Origin of the sequence: uncultured Cellulomonas sp. (genome assembly GCF_947494015.1) — a bacterium.
Classification (GTDB): Bacteria; Actinomycetota; Actinomycetes; order Actinomycetales; family Cellulomonadaceae; genus Pengzhenrongella.
Map to the genome: position 1 here is coordinate 216,364 of NZ_CANLTL010000004.1, position 24,309 is coordinate 240,672.

Sequence of the window (24,309 nt, forward strand, 5' to 3'; positions counted from 1 at the left end):
GCTCACGCCCCGACCCCGGCCGGCGCGGACAGCCGCGCCGCCCGTGCGGCGTCGTGCGCCTGCAGGCTGGTGACGTCGAACGGGCCGGCCAGCGCCGCCTCGATGCCCTGGACCGCGGCGCCGAGCTGCTGGACGGTGGTGACGATCGCCTTGTCCGCAGCCGTGGTCGCGGTACGGATCTCGTAGCCGTCGGCGCGGGCGCCCTGGCCCGAGGGGGTGTTGACCACCATCTCCACCTCGCCGGCCCGGATGAGGTCGACGATGGTCGGCTCCCCCGCCGGTCCGCGGCCGGTGGAGTGCTTGCGGACGACCGTCGAGGGGATGCCGCTGCGGCGCAGCACGCCCGCGGTGCCCTCGGTCGCCAGGATCTGGAAGCCGAGCTCGACGAGGCGCTTGACCGGGAAGACGATCGCGCGCTTGTCCCGGTCGGCGACCGAGATGAACACGCTGCCCGACGTCGGCAGCCCGCCGAACGCGGCCGCCTGCGACTTGGCGAACGCCGTCGGGAAGTCGACGTCGAAGCCCATCACCTCGCCGGTCGAGCGCATCTCCGGCCCGAGCACGGTGTCGACCACGGTGCCGTCGGTCGTGCGGAACCGCTTGAACGGCAGCACGGCCTCCTTGACGGCGATCGGGGCGTCCAGGTCGACCACCCCGCCGTCGGCCGCGGGCAGGACGCCCGAGGCGCGCAGGTCCGCGATGGTGTGCCCGGCCATCACCAGGGCCGCGGCCTTGGCGAGCGACACGCCGGTCGCCTTGGACACGAACGGCACCGTCCGGGACGCCCGCGGGTTCGCCTCCAGGACGTACAGCACGTCGCTGACCAGCGCGTACTGGACGTTGAGCAGGCCGCGCACGCCGATGCCCCGGCCCAGCGCCTGCGTCGACCGGCGGATCCGGTCCAGCTCGCTGGTCGACAGCGTCACCGGGGGCAGCACGCACGCGGAGTCCCCGGAGTGGATGCCGGCCTCCTCGATGTGCTCCATGACGCCACCGAGGAACATCTCCTCGCCGTCGAACAGCGCGTCGACGTCGATCTCGATCGCGTCGTCGAGGAAGCGGTCGATCAGCAGCGGCGCGGACGCGAACCCGTCCGGCGCCTCCTGGAGGGCCGTGTCGACGTACCGGGCCAGCTGGGCGTCGTCGTAGACGATCTCCATGCCGCGGCCGCCGAGCACGTACGAGGGCCGCACCAGGACGGGGAAGCCGATCGACGCCGCGACCTCCCGCGCCTCGGCCGCCGACGTCGCCGTGCCGAACGCGGGGGCGGGCAGCCCCGCCTGCGCCAGGACCCGGCCGAACGCGCCGCGGTCCTCGGCCAGGTCGATGGCCTCGGGCGAGGTGCCCAGGATCGGGACGCCGGCGTCGGCCAGCCGCTGCGCGAGCCCGAGCGGCGTCTGGCCACCGAGCTGGACTATGACGCCGGCGACCGGCCCGGCGGCGAGCTCGGCGTCGTAGACCTCCATGACGTCCTCGAACGTCAGCGGCTCGAAGTACAGCCGGTCGGAGGTGTCGTAGTCGGTCGAGACCGTCTCGGGGTTGCAGTTCACCATGACGGTCTCGAACTCGCCCTTGAGCGCCAGGGCGGCGTGCACGCAGGAGTAGTCGAACTCGATGCCCTGGCCGATCCGGTTCGGCCCGGACCCGAGGATGAGGATCGCGGGACGGTCCCGCGGCTCGACCTCGGTCTCCTCGTCGTAGGAGGAGTAGTGGTAGGGCGTGGTCGCCGCGAACTCGGCGGCGCAGGTGTCGACCGTCTTGTAGACCGGCCGGACCTTCAGCACGTGGCGGGTCAGGCGGACGTGGTCCTCCTGGATGCCGCGCAGCTGCCCGATCTGGCGGTCGGAGATGCCGTGCCGCTTGGCCTCGAGCAGGACCTCGCGGGTCAGCTCGGGGGCGGCCGCCGTCGCGGCGGCGACCTCGTTGACGAGCTGGAGCTGGTCGAGGAACCACGGGTCGATGCCGGTGCGGCGGTAGACGTCCTCCAGCGGGACGCCGGCGCGCAGGACCTGCTGGACGTCCACGAGGCGGCGCTGGGTGGGCCGGTCGACGGTCGCCAGGACGGCGTCCAGCTCCGCCCCGGCGAGCGGCTCGCCGGCCCAGTGGAGGTCCGCACCGCGGGTGTCGATGGACCGCAGCGCCTTGCCGAGCGCCTCGGTGAAGTTGCGGCCCAGGGCCATGGCCTCCCCGACAGACTTCATCGTGGTCGTGAGCGTGGGGTCCGCGGCGGGGAACTTCTCGAACGCGAACCGCGGCACCTTGACCACGACGTAGTCGAGCGTGGGCTCGAAGGACGCCGGCGTCGACGCGGTGATGTCGTTGGGGATCTCGTCGAGGGTGTAGCCGACGGCCAGGCGCGCGGCGATCTTGGCGATCGGGAACCCGGTCGCCTTGGACGCCAGGGCGGAGGAGCGGCTCACCCGCGGGTTCATCTCGATGACCACGACCCGGCCGGTCGTCGGGTGGACCGCGAACTGGATGTTGCACCCGCCGGTGTCGACGCCGACCTCGCGGATGACCGCGATGCCGATGTCCCGCATGCGCTGGTACTCGCGGTCCGTCAGGGTCAGCGCCGGGGCCACGGTGACCGAGTCGCCGGTGTGCACCCCGACCGGGTCGACGTTCTCGATCGAGCACACGACGACGACGTTGTCGGCCTTGTCGCGCATGAGCTCGAGCTCGTACTCCTTCCAGCCGAGGATCGACTCCTCCAGGAGCACCTCGGTGGTCGGCGAGTAGTGCAGGCCCTGGCCGGCGATCTGGCGCAGCTCGGCCTCGTCGTAGGCGATCCCCGACCCCAGGCCGCCCATCGTGAAGGACGGCCGCACGACGAGTGGGTACCCCAGGCCGTCCGCTGCGGCGAGGACCTCGTCCATCGTGTGGGTGATGACGCTGCGGGCGCTCTCCGCGCCGCAGCGCTCGACGACGCCCTTGAACAGCTGGCGGTCCTCGGCGAGGTGGATGGCGGCGATGTTCGCGCCGATCAGCTCCACGCCGTACTGCTCCAGGACGCCGTTCTCGTGCAGCGCGATGGCCGCGTTCAGCGCGGTCTGCCCGCCGAGGGTCGGCAGCAGGGCGTCGGGGCGCTCCTTGGCGATGATCGAGGCGATCACCTCGGGGGTGATGGGCTCGACGTAGGTGGCGTCGGCGAACTCGGGGTCGGTCATGATCGTGGCCGGGTTGGAGTTGACGAGGATGACCCGCAGCCCCTCGTCCCGCAGCACGCGGCAGGCCTGCGTCCCGGAGTAGTCGAACTCGGCGGCCTGCCCGATGACGATCGGGCCGGAGCCGATCACCAGGACGCTGGCGATGTCAGGGCGACGGGGCATGGTGGTCAGGCGTCCTTCTGCTCGGCGGTGTCGGTCATGAGGGCGAGGAAGCGGTCGAACAGGTACGCGGCGTCGTGCGGGCCGGCGGCGGCCTCGGGGTGGTACTGCACCGAGAACGCCGGCAGGTCCAGCGCGGACAGGCCCTCGACCACGTCGTCGTTGAGGTCGACGTGGGAGACGACGACGCGGCCGTAGCGGCCGCCGTCGTGCGGGGCGACGCTCTCCCCGTCCAGCGGGGCATCGACGGCGAACCCGTGGTTGTGGGCGGTGATCTCGACCTTGCCCGTGGTGCGGTCCATCACCGGCTGGTTCACCCCGCGGTGGCCGTAGGCCAGCTTGTAGGTGCCGTAGCCGAGCGCGCGGCCGAGCAGCTGGTTGCCGTAGCAGATGCCGAAGAAGGGGATCCGGCGGTCCAGCACGTCCCGCAGCAGCTCGATCTCGTGCACCGCGGCCGACGGGTCGCCCGGGCCGTTGGAGAAGAACACCCCGTCCGGACCGGTGGCGAGCACCTCCTCGATGGTCGCGGTGGCGGGCAGGACGTGGACCTCGACCCCGCGCTGGGCCAGCGACCGGGGCGTGTTCGACTTGATGCCGAGGTCGACCGCCGCGACCGTCGCGACCGGGGTGTCCAGCCGCTCGCCGTCCGGGCCGAGCGCCGGCACGACGTAGGCCGCGTCGGTCGACACCTCGCCGGCCAGGTCGGCGCCGGCCATCGCGGGCGCGTCGGCGACCTCCGCGAGCAGGCTCTCCACCGGGCGCGGGGCGCCGTCGGCGTCGACCAGCGCCTCGCCGGAGAACACGCCGGCGCGCATGACGCCCCGCTCGCGCAGGTGCCGGGTCAGCGCCCGGGTGTCGATCGCGCTGATCCCGACCACACCCTGCTCGGCGAGCTCGTCGTCCAGGTCGCGCGTGGCGCGCCAGCTCGACGCCCGGCGGGCGGGGTCACGCACGACGAACCCCGCCACCCAGATGCGGGTCGACTCGTCGTCCTCCTCGTTGACGCCCGTGTTGCCCACGTGCGGCGCCGTCATCACGACGATCTGCCGGTGGTACGACGGGTCGGTGAGGGTCTCCTGGTAGCCGGTCATGCCGGTGTTGAAGACGATCTCGCCGACCGTGCGTCCGGCGGCGCCGTAGGCGCGGCCGGTGAACGTGCGGCCGTCCTCCAGGACCAGGACCGCGGGCCCCTGGGCACGCACAGGCCGGACGGGCGGGGTGTGGTCGCTCACGCTGTCTCCTCGGTGGGGATGGTCGTGGTGGCCGCGGCGGCGAGGTCACGCGCGGCGCGCAGCAGCGCGGCGCGGTCCTCCGCGCGGCGGGGCCGCAGGCCGGTGTCGAGCCGGGCGGCCGGGGCGCGGTCGGCGGTGGCGTCGCTGGGTGCGTCGGCGGTGGCCCCCGAGCTCGGCGGCTGCCAGGTCAGGACGACGAGGCCGTCGCCGCCCACGTACTTGCCGGCCATGCCGGGCGCGGTGCCGGCGGCGAGCAGCGCACCGGCCGGGACCCACAGGTCGGCGGCGCCGTGGCGCCGGACCCGGACGCCGCCGGTGAACACCTGGACCACGGCGCCGGACCGGACGCCGAGGTCGTGGGCGACCACGCGCTCGAGCCAGTCACCGGCCACGGTGCTGGACACGTAGGTCGCCTCGATCGGTGCGGTCAGCGCACGGCCGAGCGCCGGGTCGTCGTCGGCCGGGACGGCCGGCAGCGACGGCACGACGGCGCCGGTGCGCTCGGCGCGGTGCCGCCACCCGGCCCGCATCCCCCACAGCGCGCTCGCACCCAGCAGGGCCAGGATCGTCACGGTCACGGCGGGCGGCATCAGGACCTCACCCCCGGGACGTCGGCGACGCCCCCGCCGGCGTGCTGGCCGGCGTGCTGGCCGGCGCGGTCGACCGCCTGGCCGTCGAGCACGGTCGCGCGCCCGCGCAGGAAGGTCGCCACCACGCGGCCGGGCAGCTCGCGGCCGCGGAACGGGGAGTTCACGCTCGCCGTGCCCTGCCGCTCGGGCACCACGACGGTCCGGGCCGCCGGGTCGACGAGCGTGAGGTTGGCGGGCTCGCCGACGGCGATCGGCCGTCCGTGGTCCTCGACGCGGCCGATCGCCGCGGGCGCGGTGGACATCACCCGGGCGACGTCGGCCCAGGTCATCCGGCCCGTGTCGACCATGGTCTGCTGCACCACCGACAGCGCCGTCTCGAGCCCGGTCATGCCCATCGCGGCGGCGCCCCACTCGCAGTCCTTGTCCTCACGGGTGTGCGGGGCGTGGTCGGTCGCGACGATGTCGATGGTGCCGTCGGCCAGCCCGTCGCGGACGGCGTCCACGTCGGCCTGGGTCCGCAGCGGCGGGTTGACCTTGTAGATCGGGTCGTAGTCCCGGGCCAGCTCGTCGGTCAGCACGAGGTGGTGCGGCGTGACCTCGGCGGTGACGGCGATCCCCCGCGACTTCGCCCAGCGGATCAGCTCGACCGAGCCGGCGGTGGACAGGTGGCACACGTGCAGCCGGGAGCCCACGTGCTCGGCGAGCAGCACGTCGCGGGCGATGATCGCCTCCTCGGCGACCGCCGGCCAGCCCGCCAGACCCAGCTCGGCGGACACCACGCCCTCGTGCATCTGCGCGCCGACCGTCAGGCGCGGCTCCTGGGCGTGCTGCGCGACGACGCCGTCGAACGCCTTGACGTACTCCAGCGCGCGGCGCATGAGGACCGGGTCGTGGACGCACTTGCCGTCGTCGCTGAAGACCCGCACGCGCGCCGCCGACGCCGCCATCGCGCCGAGCTCGGCGAGGGACGCGCCCTCCAGGCCGACGCTCACGGCGCCGACCGGGTGGACGTCGACCCAGCCGGCGTCGCGCCCCAGGCGCCACACCTGCTCCACGACGCCGGCGGTGTCGGCGACCGGGGACGTGTTCGCCATGGCGTGGACGGCGGTGAACCCGCCGAGCGCGGCGGCGCGCGTGCCGGACCCGACCGTCTCGGCGTCCTCCCGGCCGGGCTCGCGCAGGTGGGTGTGCAGGTCCACCAGGCCCGGCAGCGCGACCAGGCCGGCGCCGTCCACGGTCACGACGTCGTCGAGCCCGTGGCCGCCGTCGGCCCCGGTGCCCGTGCCCAGCGCGGCGCGGACGTCGTCGGCCCCGACCGCGGCGACGACGCCGCCGGCCAGCAGCAGGTCGGTGGGCTCGCCGCCCAGCGGTGCGACGCCCGTGAGCAGGTACCTCTGCGCCGTCCCCGAGCTCATCACGCGATCCCCGTCCTGTCGTCCAGCCGTTCGTGCCCGCCCGCGGGGCTGACCTCGCCTGCGAGCAGCAGGTACAGCACCGCCATCCGCACCGCGACGCCGTTCGCGACCTGCTCCACGATCACCGCGCGCGGCGAGTCCGCCGCGTCGGCGGAGATCTCCAGTCCCCGGTTCATCGGTCCGGGGTGCATGACGATCGCGTGGTCGGGCAGCAGGGCGAGGCGTCGGGCGTCGAGCCCGTACCCGCGGGTGTACTCCAGCGGCGTCGGGAAGTACCCGCCGCCGGCGGCACCGGCGCCCATCCTCTCGCGTTGCACGCGCAGCATCATCACGGCGTCCGGTCGCTGGTCGGCCAGCACCGGGTCCAGGTGGTACGACACCCGGCACGGCCACGCCTCGACCCCGACCGGGACGAGGGTCGGCGGCGCGACCAGCGTCACCTCGGCGCCCAGCGTGGTCAGCAGGTCGACGTTGGACCGGGCGACCCGCGAGTGCAGCACGTCCCCCACGACCGCGACCCGCAGTCCGGCCAGGTCGCGGCCGGCGGGGTCGGCGGTCCCGCCGGCGCCGACGAGGTGCCGGCGGATCGTGTAGGCGTCGAGCAGGGCCTGCGTCGGGTGCTGGTGCGTGCCGTCACCGGCGTTGACGACGGCGCCGTCGACCCAGCCCGAGCGTGCCAGCGTGTGCGGGGCGCCGGACGCGCTGTGCCGGATCACGACGGCGTCGGCGCCCATGGCCTGCAGGGTCAGCGCGGTGTCCTTGAGCGACTCGCCCTTGGACACGCTCGAGCCCTTGGCGGAGAAGTTGATGACGTCGGCCGACAGCCGCTTGGCGGCGGTCTCGAACGAGATCCGGGTGCGGGTGGAGTCCTCGAAGAACAGGTTGACGACCGTGCGCCCGCGCAGCGTCGGCAGCTTCTTGATCTCCCGGGACTGGGTCGCGGCCATCCCCGCCGCGGTGTCCAGGACGTGGACGGCGGTCTCCCGGTCCAGGTCACCGGTGGAGAGCAGGTGCCTCATCGGGCGGGTCCCTCCTCGCCGGCCTCGATGTGGACGGCGTCCTCGCCGTCGATCTCCTCGACCAGCACCCGGACCCGCTCGGCTTGGGCGGTGGGCAGGTTCTTGCCGACGTAGTCGGCGCGGATCGGCAGCTCCCGGTGGCCGCGGTCGACCAGGGTCGCGAGCTGGACGGCACGGGGCCGGCCGAGGTCGTTGATCGCGTCGAGGGCGGCGCGGATCGTGCGGCCGGAGAACAGCACGTCGTCGACCAGGACGACGACCTTGCCGTCGATGCCCGACGCCGGCAGCCGGGTGGTGCCGATCGGACGGGTGGGGTGCCGGGACAGGTCGTCGCGGTACATGGTCACGTCGAGCACGCCCACCAGGGCGGCCGGGTCGACGCCGGCCTCCACGGCCGCGACCCGGCGGGCCAGCCGCTCGGCGAGCGGGAGCCCGCGGGTCGGGATGCCGAGGAGCACGAGGTCGTCGGCACCCTTGTTGCGCTCGAGCACCTCGTGCGCGATGCGGGTGAGCGCTCGACCGATCTCGGGAGCGCCCAGGACGACAGCGGTGCCGCGATCGGGCCGGTCCCGCCGGTCGGGACGGTCGGGCGCAGTGGGGCCAGACGTCATCTGGCGACCTCCTTCCCCGCCTCACCGGACGGGCCTTAAAGGAATGTCTGTCAGGCGACCACCCTACCTGTCGGCACCGACCGGCCTGCTCGGCGGTCGTCCGGGGGCGGTCGGGGCGCCGCGGGGCGGTCGGCCGGACGGTCGGCGGGGCGGTCGGCACGAGCTCGGCACGGGCTCGGGCCGGCCCGGTGATCGGGTGAAACTGTCGGCCGACCGGAGGATTCCGCGCCGCGCACACGGGACGTGGACTTCAGTCATGGACCGCATGACCGATACTCGGGGGCATGTCCGAGGCAGCGTCGTCGATCGCGGTGGTCACGCAGAGCGTGATCGCCGGCCTGGTCGCGGGCCTGTGCCTCCTCCAGGTGATCTGGTGGCGCAGCGACCGCGGCCGCAGCGGGTCGGGCTGGCTGCTCACGTGGACGGTCGCGATCGCGGTGCTGCTGTCGGTCAACATCGGCCTGTCGACGCTGGCCGTCACCGACGGCTCCTACAGCTCGGTCGTGTTCGTGCGGGCGCAGGTGCTCGCGGTGTGCGTCGTGCTCGCCGTGCCCACGGTCCGGGCGTTCACCGGTGGGCCACCCGTCCGGCCGTGGGTGATCGCGGCGACCGCGGCGTTCGCGCTGCGGGCCGGGATCTGGCTCACCACCGACCTGGTGCTGGTGGACGGAAGCGGGGCCGCGATGGCCCGGGGGCCGCTGTCCGTGCCCACGTTCTGCCTGCCGCTCGCCGCGGTGGCCGCCTACGTGGTGCTCGCGCTGCGCCGGGTGCGGGACCGTCGCACGCTCGTGGTGATCGCGGGAACGAGCGTCGTCTCGGTCGTCCTGCTCACGCTGCCGTACCTCGCCCCGGTCGGACCCTGGACCCATCCGCTGACCGTCGTGTGGACCGTCCCGCTGGCCGGGGGCCTCACCGCGCTGGGTCTGCGCCGGCTCGCCGTCGTGGAGCGCGACGCCCGCCGCCAGCACGCGATGCGCGACGCGGTGGCCGACCTGGGCACGTCCGCCTGGTACGCGACCGACGCGGACGGGCTGCTCGTCGAGGCGGAGAGCGCCGCGCAGCGCGTGCTGCGTGACCCGTCGATCCACGCCAGCCTCGAGCCGCTGCCGCGCGGGCGGTTCGCGGCGCGGCTCGTGGGCGCCGGGGGGCCGTCGGAGCACGACGACACCCGTCGGTTCCTCGACGAGCTGGCACGCGTGGTCTCGACGGCGGCCGAGCGCATCACCCTGGGTCGTGACCTCGAGCGGGCGGCGTTCACCGACTCGCTCACCGGACTGCCCAACCGCCGAGCCCTGGACCGGCACCTGGCCGACGTGCTCGTGCGCGCCCGGCAGGACCGCTCACGCCAGGCCGTCCTGCACTGCGACATCGACGGGTTCAAGGTCGAGAACGACCTGCACGGGCACACCTGGGGGGACGAGCTGCTGGTCCGCACGGCGGCGCACCTGCGCCGGTGCGTCGCCGCGGACGACGTGGTCGCGCGCTTCGGCGGTGACGAGTTCGTCGTCGTGGTCCAGCAGCCGGGCAGCGACGACGAGCTGGTCGCGCTCGCCAACCGGATCCGCCACGGGCTCACCGACGACGGCGACCGTGCCCTGCCGCTGCTGTCCGTCGGGGTCGCGGGCTGGTGCCCGCTGGCCGGCGGCGAGCCGGACCACCTGCTGCGGCAGGCCGGCACCGCGATGCTCGAGAGCAAGCGCCGCCGGTCCGGCGTCGTGGTGTTCGACGACGCGCTGCGGGCCCGGATGCAGGCCGACGAGGAGCTGCGCCGAGAGCTGGGGATCGCGCTCGTGGAGGACGAGTTCACGGCGTACTTCCAGCCCGTCGTGGAGGCCGCGTCGATGCGGGTCGTGGGGGTCGAGGTGCTCGCCCGCTGGGACCACGGGGGCCGGATCCGGATGCCCGGCGAGTGGCTGTCGTTCGCCGAGGAGACCGGGCTCATCGTGCCGATCGGGCGGCGCGTGCTCGCCGTCGCGCGTACCGGCGCGCAGGGCATGGGGCTGCCGGTCATGGTGAACGTCGCGGCCCGGCAGCTCGCCGAGCCGGGCTTCGTCGACCAGCTTATCGCCGACTGGGGCTCCGCGGACTGGCGCACCCTGACCCTGGAGATCACCGAGAGCGCCCTGCTGCAGGACATCCCCCACGTGCTCGCAGCGCTCCAGGTGCTGCGGGGACTCGGCGCCCGCATCGCGATCGACGACTTCGGGACCGGCTACAGCTCGTTCGCCCGGCTCGCCACCCTGCCGGTCGACGTGCTGAAGATCGACCGCGCCTTCGTCGACGCGGTGACGACCGATCAGGGCCGGGCCGTGGTCGCCGCGATCGTGTCGCTCGCGGACGCCTACGACCTGGACGTGGTCGCCGAGGGCGTCGAGACCGTGCAGCAGCTCGACGCGCTCGTGGAGCTCGGGGTCCCCAAGCTCCAGGGGTACCTGCTCGGTCGTCCGGCGCCGGGCCGGCCACGGCCGGTCGCGGTGCCCCGGCCGGCCCCGGCCGCACAGTCCTGAGTCGTCGGCGTCCTGCGCGGGTGTCACCCGCGGGACCTCAGGCGAGCAGGGTCGGCTTCAGGTCGACGATCCGCCCGAGCAGCCCGTTGACGAACGTGGGCGAGTCGTCCGTGGACAGCGCCCGCGCCATCTCCACCGCCTCGTCCACCGCGACGGCGTCGGGCACGTCGTCGTTGAACAGGACCTCCCACGCGCCGATGCGCAGCACCGCGCGGTCCACGGCGGGCATGCGCTCGAGGGTCCAGCCGTGCGCGTGCGTGGAGAGCAGCTCGTCGATGCGCCCGCGCTCGGCCAGGACGCCCTCGACGATGTCGACGGAGTACTGGGGCAGCGCCGCCTCGGTGCCGGGCTCGGCGATGCGCTCGGCCAGCAGCGTCAGCGGGTCGCGCTGACGCTGCTCGGCCTCGAACAGCACGTCGAGGGCACGCTTGCGGGCCTTGGTCCGGGCTCCCACTTAGTCGTTCACGCGACCCAGGTAGCCCGAGTCCCGGGTGTCCACCTTGACCTTGGTGCCGGTCTCCAGGAACAGCGGGACCTGGATCTGGTGGCCGGTCTCGAGGGTGGCGGGCTTGGTGCCGCCAGTCGAGCGGTCCCCCTGCAGGCCCGGCTCGGTGTAGGTGATCTCGAGCACCACCGACGGCGGCAGCTCGACGTAGAGCGGGACACCCTCGTTGGTGGCGACCATCGCGCTCTGGCTCTCGAGCAGGAAGTTGGCGGCGTCGCCGACCGTGGCCTCGGAGACCATCAGCTGGTCGTAGGTGTCCGTGTCCATGAACACGTAGTCGGCGCCGTCCTTGTACAGGTACTGCATGTCGCGCTTGTCGACGTTCGCCGTCTCGATCTTCAGACCCGCGTTGAAGGTCTTGTCGACGACCTTGCCGGACAGCACGTTCTTGAGCTTGGTGCGCACGAAGGCGCCGCCCTTGCCCGGCTTGACGTGCTGGAACTCGACCACGGTCCACAGCTGGCCGTCGATCTTGAGGACGGTGCCGTTCTTCAGGTCGTTCGTGGTGGCCACAGTGGGTGCTCTCTCGTCGAAGGGGCTGTACGTGCCGGCGCACCGTGCGGTCGTTCTCGGGCAGGGCGCGGCAGACCGCCGTCGATCTTAGCCTGCGGCCCGTCCCGCTGCTCCGACCCGTTCTGCCGCTCAGCCCCGGTCCGCTGCTCCGACCCCTTCCGTCGCTGCCGGCGGATCGGTCAGACCGCCAGCACGGAGGTCCCCAGGAGGACCGCGCCGAGGATTCCGCACCCGGCCGCCCAGACCAGGGACCCCAGCGTCCCGATCACGAACCGCTCGGAGCTGCCCGGGTGCTCGCGGAGCTCGGGGTAGCGCCCCAGCCCCTTGATCGCGATGACGAACGCGACACCGGCCGGGTAACCGGCCAGCAGCACGCCGGTCACCGCGACCCGCTCCAGGACGCCGATCCACGTGCCTCCCCGCAGCGGGCCCGGCTCGTCGGGCTCGGTGGCGCGGGCGGGCTCGGGCGGCAGGACCGGCCCCGGCGGCACCCAGCCGCCCGGCGTGACGGGCTGCGACGGCGGGGGGTCGTCGGCGTCGACGGGCCCGGAGTCGGGTGAGCGCGAGGCGACGCGCAGCAGGCCGGCGACGGCCCCCCAGCCGCCGAGCGCCGACACGGCCAGCGCACCCACGACGACGAGCGCCGTCAGCCCCGCGTTCATCGGTCCCCCTCCGTCCGTGCCGCCGTGCGCGCGGGGGTCCCGGCGGCGACCAGCAGCCGGCCGAGCAGCGGCCGGGCCGCGAGCTCCTCCGCCCACAGGGCCGTGCGCAGTCGTTGGCTCACCGCCTGCTGCGTGATCCCGAGGCGCCCGGCGACATCCTCCTGCCGGGCACCCACATCGAGGTCCCGCAGGGTGTCGATGACCGCCCAGCCGGCCGGCGTGCGCCGCCCGGCCACCGCGGCCACCAGGGTGAGGACGGCCTCGGCGTCGGCTGCGGCGACCGGGTCCTCCCCCGCGACCGCCGCCGGCACCGCGCCCGGCCGCGACTTGGCGCGCTCCACGGCCTCGCGCGCCAGGACGAACGCCGGCCCGGACCCGGCGCGGCTGCTGGCGGGCAGGGGATGGTCCACCGCGCCGCAGCCCACACCGACACTCCACCCTCCGAGGCGCAGGACGCTGAGCACCAGGTCGACGGCGAGGTCGCCGTCGTCCACGACCGCCTGGACCTCGTCGCCGACCGTGCGCTCGAAGGGTCGGACGAGCCCGCCGGTGGCCGGCGTGCGCGCCAGGTGGCGGTCCAGGTGGATCAGGAGCACGTCGACGCGGTCCCCCACCCGACGGCTGCCCTGCTGGTCGATCGTGAGGACGAGCATCGGACAAGGCTACGGCCTAGTGCGATCGACAACAAGGCGGAGAACTTGTTCGTAGCCGTACCAGGGTCGATCTGCTCGGGCTCGGTCGCCGTCCACGGGACCTCCGCGGGACCTCCGCGGGACCTCCGTGGGATTTACGTGGGACGGTCGGCCAGGGCGTCGGCGATGGCGGCCAGGGCGTAGCGGTAGGAGCGGAACCCGAAGCCGGCCACCGTGCCCGTCGCGACCGCGCCCACGACGGAGTGCTGGCGGAACGACTCGCGCGCCGCCGGGTTGGACAGGTGCACCTCGACCAGCTGCAGACCTGCCGTGGTGACCTGCGCGGCGGCGTCGCGCAGGGCGTAGGAGTAGTGCGTGAAGGCCGCCGGGTTGAGCACCACGTGGCTGCGGGTGTCGACGGCCTCGTGCAGCCAGCCGACGATCTCGGACTCGTCGTCGGTCTGCCGGACCTCGACGTCCAGACCGACGTCGGCGCCCCACCTCCCCGCGGCGTCCACGAGGTCGGCGTGGGACGCAGAGCCGTACACCTCCGGCTCTCGCACCCCGAGGCGGCCGAGGTTGGGTCCGTTGAGCACGAGCACGTGGGTCATGCGCGCGAGCCTAGGGGGCGGACCGCCGCAGGACGGACCGCGGGGGGAGGCGCAGTGCACCCGGGACATCGCCCGGTGCTCGTCGCGCGCGATGAGCGCGGCCCCACGGGGGGCCGTTGACCGTGCGCTCCGCCCGGCCGACGTCGAGCGCCTGGGCACCAGCGCCGAGCACCACGCGGACGGCGACCCGGCGCACCCCACGCCGTCACCTACAGCGCGATCGGGGCCCGTCCGGTCGGCGCGTCGACGCTGATCTCCGCGTACGCCGCGGCCAGCAGCGTCGGGTCGGGACCCTCCAGCCGCGACGGCTTGGCGACGTCGTCCAGCACCACGAAGCGCAGCAGGTCGCCGCGGGACTTCTTGTCGCGGCGCATGACCGCCAGCAGCTGCTCCCACCGGTCGCCGCGGTAGGTCACCGGCAGCCCCACCGACTCCAGGATCGCCCGGTGCCGGTCGACGACTGCGTCGTCCAGGCGTCCGGCGAGGCGCGCGAGCTCGGCGACGAACACCATCCCGACCGAGACCGCGGCGCCGTGCCGCCAGGCGTACCGCTCGACCTGCTCGATCGCGTGCGCGAGCGTGTGCCCGTAGTTGAGGATCTCGCGCAGGCCCGACTCGGTGAGGTCCTCCCCCACGACCCGCGCCTTGACCCGCACGGCCCGCTCGATCAGCTCGATCAGCACGTCCTCGCCCGCGGTGTCCGCGCCGGACGTCCCGGCCCGCTCGACCAGCCCGGCCGGGTCCGCCTCGACGAGCTCGAGGATGCGCGGGTCGGCGATGAACCCGCACTTGATGACCTCGGCGAGGCCGGCCACGAAGTCCCACTTCGGCAGCGACTCGAGCGCCGCCAGGTCGCACAGCACCCCGGCCGGGGGGTGGAAGGTGCCGACGAGGTTCTTGCCCTCCACGGTGTTGATCGCCGTCTTGCCACCGACCGCGGCGTCGACCATCGCCAGCAGCGTCGTCGGCACGTGCACCACCGTGATCCCGCGCAGCCAGGTCGACGCGACGAAGCCGGCGAGGTCGGTCGTCGCGCCACCGCCGACCGACACGATCGCGTCGGACCGGGTGAAGTCGGACTGCCCCAGGATCTGCCAGCAGAACGCCGCCACCTGGGCGGACTTGGCGTTCTCCGCGTCCGGGACCTCGGCCAGGATCGCCGTGTAGCCCTGCGCGGCCAGGTCCTCGCGGACCGCCTCGGCCGACGTCGTCATCGCCTCGGTGCACAGCACGAGCACCCGCTGGACGCCGTCCCCGAGCAGGGCGGGCAGCTCGCCGAGCAGCCGCCGCCCGATCACCACGTCGTAGGGCTGCTCCCCCGGGACGTGCACGACGCGGGTACCGGTGCGGTCGGTGTCGGTCACCGGGGGTCTCCTTCGGAGGACGGGGCGGGGGCGGTCGCGACACTGCCGGTGACGTCGCCGGCGATGCTGCCCGCGATGGCGCGGGCGACGTCGGCGGCGGGCCGGGCGTCGGTGCTGACCACCAGGGTGGCGACCCGCTCGTACACCGGCCGACGGCGCTCCATCAGCGCCTGCCACTGCGCGCGGGGGTTGCCGACGAGCAACGGCCGGGACTGGTTGAACCCGACGCGCGGTGCGGCGTGGGACAGCGACACGTCGAGGAAGGCCACGGTCCCGCCCGCGGCGGCGTGCGCGGCCAGGTCGGCCTCGGTCAGGGGGTCCATGACCGCACCGCCGCCGAGCGCGAGGACGCCGTCGTGCTCGGCCAGCGCGCGCACGACGGCGGCGCGCTCGAGGGCACGGAAGGCCGGCTCGCCGTCGTCGACGAACACCTCGCGGATCGGCTTGCCGGCCGCCACCTCGACGTCGTGGTCGGTGTCGCGGGCGGCGACCCCGAGCATCGCGGCGAGGGAGCGCGCCACCGTGGACTTGCCCGCACCCGGCGGCCCCACCAGCACCACGACCGGACCTGCGGCGGGCGTCACCGCTGCAGCTCCGGGACCGCGTCCAGGTACGCCGCGACGTTGCGCGCCACCTCGCCGACCGAGTCCCCGCCGAACTTCTCCAGCAGGGCCTCGGCGAGCACGAGGGCCGTCATGGCCTCGGCGACGACGGCGGCCGGGGGGACGGCGCACACGTCCGAGCGCTGGTGCTGGGCCTTGGCCGGCTCGCCGTTGGCGGTGTCGACCGTGGACAGCGCGCGCGGGACGGTCGAGATGGGCTTCATCGCGGCGCGCACCCGCACCACCTCGCCGTTCGCCATGCCACCCTCGATGCCGCCGGCGCGGTTGCTCAGCCGGCGGATGCGCCCGGACGCCGGGTCGCGGTCGATCTCGTCGTGCGCCCGCGAGCCGCGCCGGGTCGCGGTCCGGAAGCCGTCGCCGACCTCGACCCCCTTGATGGCCTGGATGCTCATCAGCGCCCCGGCCAGCCGTGCGTCCAGCCGGCGGTCCCCGTGCACGTACGTGCCGATGCCGGACGGCACGCCGTACGCGAGCACCTCCACGATCCCGCCCAGGGTGTCACCGGCGCTGTGGCAGTCGTCGATCTCGGCGACCATCGCGGCCGACGTCGGGCCGTGCGCGCAGCGCACCGGGTCCGCGTCCAGGGCGGCGACGTCGTCGGGAGTGGGCAGCGGGGCGTCGTCGGGCACGCCGACGGGGCCGATCGCGACCACGTGCGACACCAGCCGGATGCCGGCCGCCTGCTCGAGGAACCGCGCGGCGACCGTGCCGAGCGCGACGCGGGTGGCGGTCTCGCGCGCCGAGGCGCGCTCCAGGACGGGTCGGGCGTCGTCGAAGGCGTACTTGCGCATGCCCACGAGGTCCGCGTGGCCCGGCCGCGGACGCGTCAGGGGTGCGTTGCGGGCCCGGTTGAGCTTCTCCGGGTCGTCGACGGGGTCGGCCGACATGACGTCGACCCACTTGGGCCACTCGGTGTTGCCGACCTCGATCGCGACCGGCCCGCCCTGGCTCTCGCCGAGCCGCACGCCGCCGAGGATGCGGACCTCGTCCTGCTCGAACTTCATCCGCGCACCGCGGCCGTAGCCCAGGCGGCGGCGGGCCAGGGCGTCCTGGATGTCGCGGGTGGTGATCTCGACGCCCGCGGGCAGCCCCTCGAGGATCCCGACCAGGGCTTCTCCGTGCGACTCTCCGGCGGTCAACCAACGCAGCATGGCGCGATCATCCCATCCGGACGGGACCGCCCCGGCCAGCGTCCGGGCTCCGGACGCTGGCCGGCGACCACCGGGTCAGCCGACTCCGACGGTGCCCGACGACGCGCTGGTCAGGCCGGCCGTGCCCCCCTCGGTCACCGGCGCACCGCTCGCCTCCGGCTGCGGGGTCGGGGCGACCGCGAGGTGGTCGACCAGCACGTACGCGAGGCCGTCGACGCGCATCTCGACGTCGCCGGTCCGGGTCGCCGGACGGCCGCCGGCCGGCTCGGCGTCGGGCTGCCCCGTCCCGGTCAGGGCGGTGACCAGGAGCAGCCGCGTGGTCGTCGTCTGGAGCGCCTCGAGGAACGCGAGCACGTCGTCCGTGGCTCCGAGGGCCGTCAGCTGCACCGGGACCGCGACGAAGCCGGGGATCGGGCTGACGGCGGCGGTGGTCGAGGTGGTCGCGGGCGCCGTCTGCTCGGCGACCGGGTCCGTCGTGGCGTCCGCCGCCGGCTCCGTGGACGCTGCGCCGTCCGCGACCGCAGCCGCGGGTGCGGCCTCGCTCGGCGCCACGGCCGTCGGCGTGCCGGGCGTGACCGCGAGCAGGGTCACGGCGTGGGTGTCGGCGAGCGCGGAGAGCTCGTCGAGGAGCGCCGGCAGCCGCGCGTCCGGCGGCAGCTGCGCCTGCAGGGTGACGAGCTCGGACTCGAGCGCGGGAAGCTCGGCGTCCTGCTGCTCGAGCGCGGTCAGCTGCGCGTCGAGCACGAGGTTGCGCTCCTCGACCGACGCGGCGTCGGTCCGGGTGTCGGCCGCCTCGGCGAGCCGGGGACCGATGGCGAGGAACCAGCCACCGGCCATCATCGCCGCAGCGATCATCGCGGTCGCGGCGAGCCAGTTCGACGTGGTCGCGGGGGTGCGGCGCACGGTGGCCATGTCAGCTGTCCTCCTGGACGTCGAAGCGGTGCGTAAGGGCCTGGTCGGTCACCTGCACGCTGGCGCTGACGTCGTAGTGCAGCGCCCCGTCCTCGTCGGCGGTGAGGGTCACGGCGGACACCCACGCGTCGGAGAGCCCCGGCGTGGCGTTCAGGGCGGAGACCCAGTCCGCGGTGGCGGGCAGGGTGGTGGTGCTGGCGGTGAGGGTCAGCCGAGCCAGGCTCGCGGCCTGCAGCGGGTCGACGGCGGGCGCCGCGGCCACCATCGGTGTCGCCGCGGTGAGGGTGGCCGAGTGCAGCTCGGCTCCGTCGGGCAGGACGGCGAGGACGGATCGCAGCACGGGTGCCCACGACACCTCGGTGGAGAAGCCCTGGGCGCGCGCCTCCTGCAGGAGGGCGACCCGGTTGAGCACGGTCGGGACGTCGGCGTAGGCGAGCTGCTGCTGCGTGAGGGTGGCCGTCCTGGCCTGCGCGGCCTCGAGCACGGCGTCGGCCGCGTCGACCTGGCGGTCCGCGGCGACGTAGCCGGCGACCAGCGCCAAGGTGAGCGCGGACAGGCCCCCGACGAGCCACCGGGACAGCCGCTGCACGGCCCGGCGGGCCCGGATCTCGGGCGGCAGCAGGTTGACCTGGGCGAGGGGCGGTGCGGACGACGTGTGCGTCGTCGAGGGACGGTCGAGGGTGACGGTCATGCTGCAGCTCCGAACGCGAGTCCGAGCGGGATGGCGAGCGCGTGCTGGTCCCGGACGAGGTCGGGGTCGGGCGCGGCGCCCTTGCCCGTGCTCAGCTGGAGGGTGGACAGCGGCTGGCCGTGCGTGACCGCCGTCCGGCTGACGCTGGCCAGGTGCTGACCGAGCCCCGGCAGCTGCGACCCGCCGCCGGTGAGGACGACGAGCTCCACGGCGGCGCCCGGGTTGTTGCTCGCGTAGTAGACGAGCGTGTTGCGCACCGCCTCGACGAGCGAGGTGGTCACCGCCGCGATGCGCTCGGCTGCCGCCGCCCGCTCGGGGTCGACCGTCGAGCCGATGCCGATGTGCCGCTTGACCTGCTCGGCGTCGGCACGGCTGATCCCGAGCGCGATCGCGACGGCGTCGGTCACGTCCTGGCCGCCCATCGGCAGCATCCGGACGAACTTGGGGGTGCCCGCGGCGGTGATCGCGAGGGTGGTCACGCGGGCTCCGATGTCGAGCAGCGCGACGGTGCGCTCGCCGACGTCGCCGCGGGTCATCACCCGCGACAGGGCGAACGCGCCGAGGTCGACCATGACGGGCCGCAACCCCGCGGCCTCCACGGCCGAGGTGTTGGCGAGCACGGTCTCCTTCGTGGCGGCGACGAGGAGGCCCTGGAGCATCGCGCCGTGCTCGCCGGTCACGGACCCGGTGGTGACGTAGTCCAGCAGCGCGTCCTCGACCGCGACGGGCAGCAGGTCCTCCACCTGGAACGGCAGCGCGGTCCGCACCTTGTCGGCGGGCATCCACGGCAGGTCGAGGTCACGGACGACGACCCGCTGGTTGCCGATGCCCACGACGACGTCCTTGTGGCTGAACCCGGTCCGGGCCCACAGCTGTCGGAGCGCCGCGGCGACCGTGGCGGTCTCGGCCACCTCCCCGTCACGCACGGCTCCGCGCGGCAGGTCGACCTGACCGACCCGCACCACCGTGGCGCTGCCGGCGCGCGACGGACCACCCTTGCCGAACTCGAGCTCGGCCGCGCGCACGTGCGTCGTGCCGATGTCGAGCCCGATGACTCGTCCTCTGGCCACGTGACCGTCCCTTCCCCGGAGATCTCTCGCGCCACCCATCGGCGCCCCACCGGTCCGCGTGAGGGATCGCCCCCGGGCAAGCCGTGCCGGGTCAGACCAGCAGGCCGAGGTAGGCAGCCCACAGCGGCTCCCCCACCACGACGCCGGCGGCGGCGCCAACGAGCATCCACGGGCCGAACGGGATGCCCGACGTGCGGCTCGCGCGTCCCGTGACGAGCAGCCCGACCGCGAACACCCCGCCGAGCACGAAGGCGGCGAAGGCGCCGACGGCCAGGGCGCCCCAGCCGACCCACCCCAGGTGCAGACCGAGCACGCCCGCGAGCTTGACGTCGCCGAAGCCCATGCCCGTCGGGTAGGCCAGCACCATCGCGAAGTACGCGGTCCACAGCACGGCCGCCCCGACGACGCCGCGCACCAGCGCCGCCCAGTCGCCGGTCGCCGCGCTCGCGACGGCGAGCAGGACCAGCCCGACGAGGTAGGAGGGCAGCACGATCCGGTCCGGCAGCCGGTGGGTGTCGATGTCGATCAGGGCGAGCGCGACGGCCACCGCCGCGAGGTACCAGAACGCCGGCAGGGCCCACGCCCCGCCCGGATCCAGCCCGAACCGCGCGGCGACCGCGACGAAGAGCACGGCGGTCCCCGCCTCGACGAGCGGGTAGCGCGTCGAGATCCGCATGCCGCAGGCGCGGCACCGCCCGCGCAGCGCCAGCCACGACACCACCGGCACGTTGTCCCGCGGCGCGACCCGCCGGCCGCAGCCCGGGCACGCGCTCGGCGGCCGGGACAGCGACTCCCCGCGCGGCAGGCGCCACACCACGACGTTGACGAACGAGCCGACGGCGAGCCCGAGCAGCGCCACGAGGAGGGTGAGCAGGCCGGCGAGCGCCGGGTCGACCGGCACGTGGAGCGGCCCGGCCGCCGTCGCACCGGTCATCGGTACGACCCGTCCGCACGCATCGCCCGGCCCACCTCGACCCACACGTTCACGCCGTAGGTCACGTTCACCGGCGAGAGGAACTTCGGAGGTCCCACCGACGTGAACCTCTCGTCGTACACGTAGTTCTTGGCGTAGCCGTTGGTGCCGCTGCCGCCCCGCACGATGCCCCGGAACCGCTGGGCGATGGCGCCGTTCACGGTCAGCGTGCCGCGGTTGCCGCCACGGTCGTAGTTCTGCACCCCGAAGGTGTGCGCGACGGACATGATCGCCGCGTCGATCCGGCGGTTCGAGCCGCCGAGCAGGCTCTGCCTGGACGAGGTCACCGGGTTCCACACGAAGACGGCGTTGTTCCCGATGAGCCCGAGCATGTCCCGGCGCGCGTCGGCCAGCTTGACGTCCCCGACGGCGTAGATGTAGTTCTCCGCGGCGATGGTGACCTGGCCCTGCAGCACCCCGGAGACGAACACGTCGCCGTTGCGGGGTCCGTAGGCGGGTTGCGCCTGGGTGGACCCCAGGGGCGCGGCCTCGGTCGGCAGCGGGTAGCCGAGCCCGTTGCCGGCGTCGGTCGCCGTGGACGGGGTCAGCCCGGCCGGGGGCGTCGCGGCGTAGTTCGGGTCGGTGTCCCGGGTGGGGACGTTCTGCACGTAGACGACGTTGTCGTCCGGGACGGGCACCACCGCACCGGTCGGCCCGCCCAGGCTCCCGGGGTCGCTCCCGGGACGGCCGCAGTGCGCCGGCGCGCTGCCGGACGTCGGCGTGTCCCCGACCACGTTGGTGGCCCGTGTCCACGGCGACCGCACGACCATCGTGCCGTCCCCGACCAACGTGATCGCCGTGGGCCCGGTGTAGAGGCAACCCGGGGTCGACACGCCCTGACCGACCAGGTCAGAGCGCATCTCCTTGCGCAGGAGCGTGTTCGTGGCGGGCATCGCGATGACCGGGTGGTAGGCGGGGCTGCCGGGGATCTCGAAGGTCCCGGCGCCGCACGCCACCCCCGGGGAGTCCTGCCGCACGTACCGGGGCCCGGTCGCCGGGTTGAACGCCGTGCTCACCCGGGCCTTGAACGTCGCGCTGCAGGCGGTGCGGAGGGTGTCGTTGGAGTGCAGCGGCCCGCGGATGACGTCGCCGGACCCGAACGTGATCTCGGAGCACAGGCCGTCCGAGCGGCGTCCGGCCCATGCGTACCTGCCGCACTCGGTGTCCCAGAGGGCCCGGAGCTGCTCCCTGGTCCCGTACCCCGCAGCCACCCACTGCGCGACGAGGATGTCGGGGTCCTGGATCTCGAAGTCGGTGAAGTAGAGGAAGTCGGCGAAGCCCTGCTGACGCAGGTCGGCGACGACGGTCCGGGTCTGGCCGTTCGCCCGGCCCGTGGACCGGACCCGGACGGTGCCGTCGGCGTAGAAGCGCCGGCTGTCCACCTCGTACCGGAACGACGACGCGCCACCGCTGCCGGCCACGGTGGCCCACGTCCCGCCCACCCCGACGCCGAAGGCGGGGTTCGTGGCCGCGGCCGGGGGCAGCGTGACGGCGCTGCCCGCGCTGAAGGCGTGCGCAGGGTTGCCGTACCGGAAGTACGTCGTGTCGTCCGCGAGGCGGCTCTCGAACTCCTCGATGCCCGCGTAGGCCGCGGCCAGCGCCGCGTTCCAGTCCTGCGTCGCGCGCGCCGAGCGCGTCGAGGCGATCGAGTACGAGATGGCGGCGACCATGAGGATCGACAGCACGACGCCGGCGCCGATGACCGTGATCAGCGCGACGCCGCGGTCACGGTCCGCCCCACCGGGACGTCGTCGCCGGTTCATGAGGTGGCCCTTCGGGACAGGCCCAGGTTGGGCAGCCCGACGCTGTTGCGCAGGACGACGGGCCGGGCCCGCCCGGTGGCATCGGCCTGGACGGAGACGGTGACGGTGACGCTCGCGACGCCGGCGAGCTGGTTGGCGGCGAGGCCGGCGGAGCCCGGGACGAGCTCGTCGCCGTCGGCGTCGTGGTAGCGGAAGGTGCTCACCGAGCCCGTGGCCGGCGGGGTGAGGCCCCGACCCAGGGTGCGGGTCCACGCGGCCCCGGTCCAGGTGTCGGGCGCGAGCTGGAACGGGGCGGCGGGCAGGCCCGCGAAGGTCCAGTACGGCGCGCTGCCGGCGACGGCCGGCCACCGGCTCTCGGTCAACTGGCCGGCGTCGGTGACGTCGAACCGCACCACGACCGGGCTCGGAGCGTCCGAGTCGGTGTCGACGTAGGTGCGCACGACGAGGGCATGCGGGCCGGCGACCAGGAACGCGGGGTCGTCCGTGGCCTGGCCCGCCACCTTGACGGTGGCGGCCGACCGGATGACCCGGGTGACCTCCCGCATGACGACGGACGCCTCGCGCGTGCTGTCGGTGAGGGACCGGTCGCGGGTGAAGGCGCCGGACACGGTCACGGTGAGTCCGACGAGCAGCACCCCCAGCAGCGAGAGCACCGTCATCGTGACGAGCAGCTCGGCGAGGGTCGTGCCCGCCTCGGCGTCACGCCCGCGCACCCGACGCCTCATGACGCGGATCGCGGGTCGAAGGTGACCACGCCCGACGGCGTGACGGTCGTGCGCACCGGGACGCCGACGGGGACGATGCGGTCCGCGGTGAGCGCGACGGGGGGGTCGGCGGAGCCGACCACCCCATGGTCCAGGCTCCACGAGCCGTACGGCAGCAGGAGGGTCAGGCGGCCGTCCTCCGGGACCGGACGGGCCGCCGTCCCGGCGAAGGTCAACGTCGTGGGGTCGCACCCGGGCTGCCCCGGCACGGAGCCGGCCGCCGCGACCGCGCGCACGAAGCGGACCGTGCCGGCCGGGGCGACTCCGAGATCGACCCGGACCACACCGGTCCGCACCGACGCCGCGACCGCGGACCCGGGCGCCACGGCGATCCCGGCGCCCCGCCGCCCGGTCAGCGTCTGAGCGTTGTCGACGACCGGCTCCCAGGCGGCGGGGTCGGCCGCCGCGCAGGTTCCGGCGAACACCTCGTAGCCCGACGGGAACGGGTAGACGCGGAAGCGCATCGAGGGATCCGTCGTCGTCGTGGCCGGCCGCAGCGCGAACACACCCCCCGACGCGTAGGTGCTCACGAATGACGTCGGCAGGTCGCCCGGGGCCCAGACGCTCTCGCCGGGCGCCGCGACGTACCCCGCGCCGAGCGCGGCGTCCACCTGCGCGTGCTGGTCGAGCTCGACCACCACCGCGACCGACGTCCCCTGCACGACACCGACCGACTGGGTCGACGACTCCGCCTGGCGGGTGTCGACGTACCCGGTGCGCGCGACCGTGACGTCGTACACGCCGGGCGTGACCATGAGGACGTAGCTGCACCCCTGCGCGTCGGTGAGCGCCGGCGCCCGGGTCAGCGGCCGGGCGGTGTTGCCGCTGACCGAGGCGGTCGGCGTCGCGGTGACCGTGACGCCCGAGCGGCCGGTGCCGCCGGCGCCGAGGACCGAGACGAGGATGGTCCCCTTGGTGGGGTCGTTCACCTTGTCGCGCGGGTTCAGCACGGTCACGGACTGCACCGGCGTGGTCGCCGCGCGCATGCCGTCCCAGGTGACGGTGACCCGGACCCGCTTGTAGCGCAGCCCCGTGCCGCCGGCTCCGCACCGCACCTCGGTGGCCGGGTCCGCCACCCACTGGGTGGTCCGCCGCACCGTGAAGCGGTCGCCGTTGAGGGTGACCGTCCGGTCTCCGTCGAGCAGCGCGAACAGGTCGGCGCTGTCGCGGGCCAGGTCGATCTCCTCCGCGGCGAGGTTGGCGGCGACCTCACGGGCCCGCGAGTCCCGGGTCATCGACAGCACCTGGAGCATCCCGTAGATCACGCTGGTCGAGATGACCGCGAGGATCATCATCGCCACGACCACCTCGACCAGCGTGAGACCGTCCTCACCCTGTCGCACGCGGTGGAGCGGGCCGGGGATGGTGCGCACGG

Annotated in this window: 22 protein-coding genes; 1 reads left to right on the forward strand and 21 read right to left on the reverse strand. The window is 74.4% G+C overall.

Going from position 1 to position 24,309, the window contains the following annotated elements:
* Nucleotides 1-2: 2 nt before the first annotated feature.
* From carB to pyrR, 6 genes are read right to left on the reverse strand one after another with little or no spacing between them, the layout of a single operon-like run.
* Nucleotides 3-3,329, reverse strand: a complete 3,327-nt coding sequence (gene carB, locus Q0840_RS06470) for a carbamoyl-phosphate synthase large subunit (protein ID WP_298457725.1) — start codon at nucleotides 3,327-3,329, stop codon at nucleotides 3-5.
* Between the two features lie 5 nt (nucleotides 3,330-3,334).
* A complete protein-coding gene (gene carA / locus Q0840_RS06475; protein ID WP_298457728.1) occupies nucleotides 3,335-4,558 on the reverse strand; it encodes a glutamine-hydrolyzing carbamoyl-phosphate synthase small subunit in 1,224 nt (407 codons plus the stop codon).
* Complete coding sequence (locus Q0840_RS06480; RefSeq protein ID WP_298457731.1) at nucleotides 4,555-5,136, reverse strand: hypothetical protein; 582 nt, start codon at nucleotides 5,134-5,136, stop codon at nucleotides 4,555-4,557. Before Q0840_RS06480 ends, carA begins: the two co-directional genes overlap by 4 nt.
* An 11-nt stretch (nucleotides 5,137-5,147) precedes the next feature.
* Nucleotides 5,148-6,563 carry a dihydroorotase gene (locus Q0840_RS06485; RefSeq protein ID WP_298457734.1) on the reverse strand — a complete coding sequence of 472 codons (1,416 nt, stop codon included), beginning with the start codon at nucleotides 6,561-6,563 and terminating at the stop codon, nucleotides 5,148-5,150.
* On the reverse strand, nucleotides 6,563-7,582 hold the full coding sequence (locus Q0840_RS06490) for an aspartate carbamoyltransferase catalytic subunit (RefSeq protein ID WP_298457737.1): 1,020 nt from the start codon (nucleotides 7,580-7,582) through the stop codon (nucleotides 6,563-6,565). The genes Q0840_RS06485 and Q0840_RS06490 overlap by 1 nt, the downstream gene beginning before the upstream one ends.
* The gene (gene pyrR / locus Q0840_RS06495; protein WP_298457740.1) at nucleotides 7,579-8,193 is read right to left on the reverse strand and encodes a bifunctional pyr operon transcriptional regulator/uracil phosphoribosyltransferase PyrR; all 615 of its coding nucleotides are present in this window, start codon (nucleotides 8,191-8,193) and stop codon (nucleotides 7,579-7,581) included. The genes Q0840_RS06490 and pyrR overlap by 4 nt, the downstream gene beginning before the upstream one ends.
* 284 nt (nucleotides 8,194-8,477) lie before the next feature.
* Between pyrR and Q0840_RS06500 the strand changes: the two genes are divergently transcribed.
* Nucleotides 8,478-10,700, forward strand: a complete 2,223-nt coding sequence (locus Q0840_RS06500; RefSeq protein WP_298457742.1) for a bifunctional diguanylate cyclase/phosphodiesterase — start codon at nucleotides 8,478-8,480, stop codon at nucleotides 10,698-10,700.
* A gap of 37 nt (nucleotides 10,701-10,737) precedes the next feature.
* Here the strand turns inward: Q0840_RS06500 and nusB are convergent, their stop codons facing one another.
* From nusB to Q0840_RS06575, 15 genes are all read right to left on the reverse strand, one after another.
* Nucleotides 10,738-11,154, reverse strand: coding sequence for a transcription antitermination factor NusB (nusB, locus tag Q0840_RS06505; protein ID WP_298457744.1), 417 nt, complete (start codon nucleotides 11,152-11,154; stop codon nucleotides 10,738-10,740).
* Nucleotides 11,155-11,718, reverse strand: coding sequence for an elongation factor P (efp, locus tag Q0840_RS06510; RefSeq protein ID WP_298457745.1), 564 nt, complete (start codon nucleotides 11,716-11,718; stop codon nucleotides 11,155-11,157). It lies immediately after the preceding gene.
* Between the two features lie 179 nt (nucleotides 11,719-11,897).
* Nucleotides 11,898-12,380, reverse strand: coding sequence for a hypothetical protein (locus tag Q0840_RS06515; protein WP_298457748.1), 483 nt, complete (start codon nucleotides 12,378-12,380; stop codon nucleotides 11,898-11,900).
* Complete coding sequence (locus Q0840_RS06520; protein WP_298457751.1) at nucleotides 12,377-13,033, reverse strand: hypothetical protein; 657 nt, start codon at nucleotides 13,031-13,033, stop codon at nucleotides 12,377-12,379. The genes Q0840_RS06515 and Q0840_RS06520 overlap by 4 nt, the downstream gene beginning before the upstream one ends.
* Before the next feature lie 134 nt (nucleotides 13,034-13,167).
* On the reverse strand, nucleotides 13,168-13,623 hold the full coding sequence (locus Q0840_RS06525; protein ID WP_298457754.1) for a type II 3-dehydroquinate dehydratase: 456 nt from the start codon (nucleotides 13,621-13,623) through the stop codon (nucleotides 13,168-13,170).
* 209 nt (nucleotides 13,624-13,832) lie between these two features.
* On the reverse strand, nucleotides 13,833-14,987 hold the full coding sequence (gene aroB, locus Q0840_RS06530; protein WP_298457757.1) for a 3-dehydroquinate synthase: 1,155 nt from the start codon (nucleotides 14,985-14,987) through the stop codon (nucleotides 13,833-13,835).
* A complete protein-coding gene (locus Q0840_RS06535; protein ID WP_298457760.1) occupies nucleotides 14,984-15,571 on the reverse strand; it encodes a shikimate kinase in 588 nt (195 codons plus the stop codon). Before Q0840_RS06535 ends, aroB begins: the two co-directional genes overlap by 4 nt.
* The gene (gene aroC / locus Q0840_RS06540; RefSeq protein ID WP_298457762.1) at nucleotides 15,568-16,761 is read right to left on the reverse strand and encodes a chorismate synthase; all 1,194 of its coding nucleotides are present in this window, start codon (nucleotides 16,759-16,761) and stop codon (nucleotides 15,568-15,570) included. Before aroC ends, Q0840_RS06535 begins: the two co-directional genes overlap by 4 nt.
* A 75-nt stretch (nucleotides 16,762-16,836) precedes the next feature.
* Complete coding sequence (locus tag Q0840_RS06545; protein ID WP_298457765.1) at nucleotides 16,837-17,673, reverse strand: hypothetical protein; 837 nt, start codon at nucleotides 17,671-17,673, stop codon at nucleotides 16,837-16,839.
* A 1-nt stretch (nucleotide 17,674) separates the two neighbouring features.
* On the reverse strand, nucleotides 17,675-18,364 hold the full coding sequence (locus Q0840_RS06550) for a fimbrial assembly protein (RefSeq protein ID WP_298457767.1): 690 nt from the start codon (nucleotides 18,362-18,364) through the stop codon (nucleotides 17,675-17,677).
* The gene (gene pilM / locus Q0840_RS06555; RefSeq protein ID WP_298457769.1) at nucleotides 18,361-19,434 is read right to left on the reverse strand and encodes a type IV pilus assembly protein PilM; all 1,074 of its coding nucleotides are present in this window, start codon (nucleotides 19,432-19,434) and stop codon (nucleotides 18,361-18,363) included. Before pilM ends, Q0840_RS06550 begins: the two co-directional genes overlap by 4 nt.
* 91 nt (nucleotides 19,435-19,525) lie before the next feature.
* Nucleotides 19,526-20,368, reverse strand: a complete 843-nt coding sequence (locus Q0840_RS06560) for an A24 family peptidase (RefSeq protein ID WP_298457771.1) — start codon at nucleotides 20,366-20,368, stop codon at nucleotides 19,526-19,528.
* Nucleotides 20,365-22,170, reverse strand: coding sequence for a hypothetical protein (locus tag Q0840_RS06565; protein ID WP_298457772.1), 1,806 nt, complete (start codon nucleotides 22,168-22,170; stop codon nucleotides 20,365-20,367). The genes Q0840_RS06560 and Q0840_RS06565 overlap by 4 nt, the downstream gene beginning before the upstream one ends.
* Entirely contained in the window at nucleotides 22,167-22,895 is a 729-nt protein-coding gene (locus tag Q0840_RS06570; protein ID WP_298457774.1) for a hypothetical protein, read from the reverse strand. The genes Q0840_RS06565 and Q0840_RS06570 overlap by 4 nt, the downstream gene beginning before the upstream one ends.
* A complete protein-coding gene (locus Q0840_RS06575; RefSeq protein ID WP_298457778.1) occupies nucleotides 22,892-24,307 on the reverse strand; it encodes a prepilin-type N-terminal cleavage/methylation domain-containing protein in 1,416 nt (471 codons plus the stop codon). Before Q0840_RS06575 ends, Q0840_RS06570 begins: the two co-directional genes overlap by 4 nt.
* Between the last annotated feature and the right edge of the window lie 2 nt (nucleotides 24,308-24,309).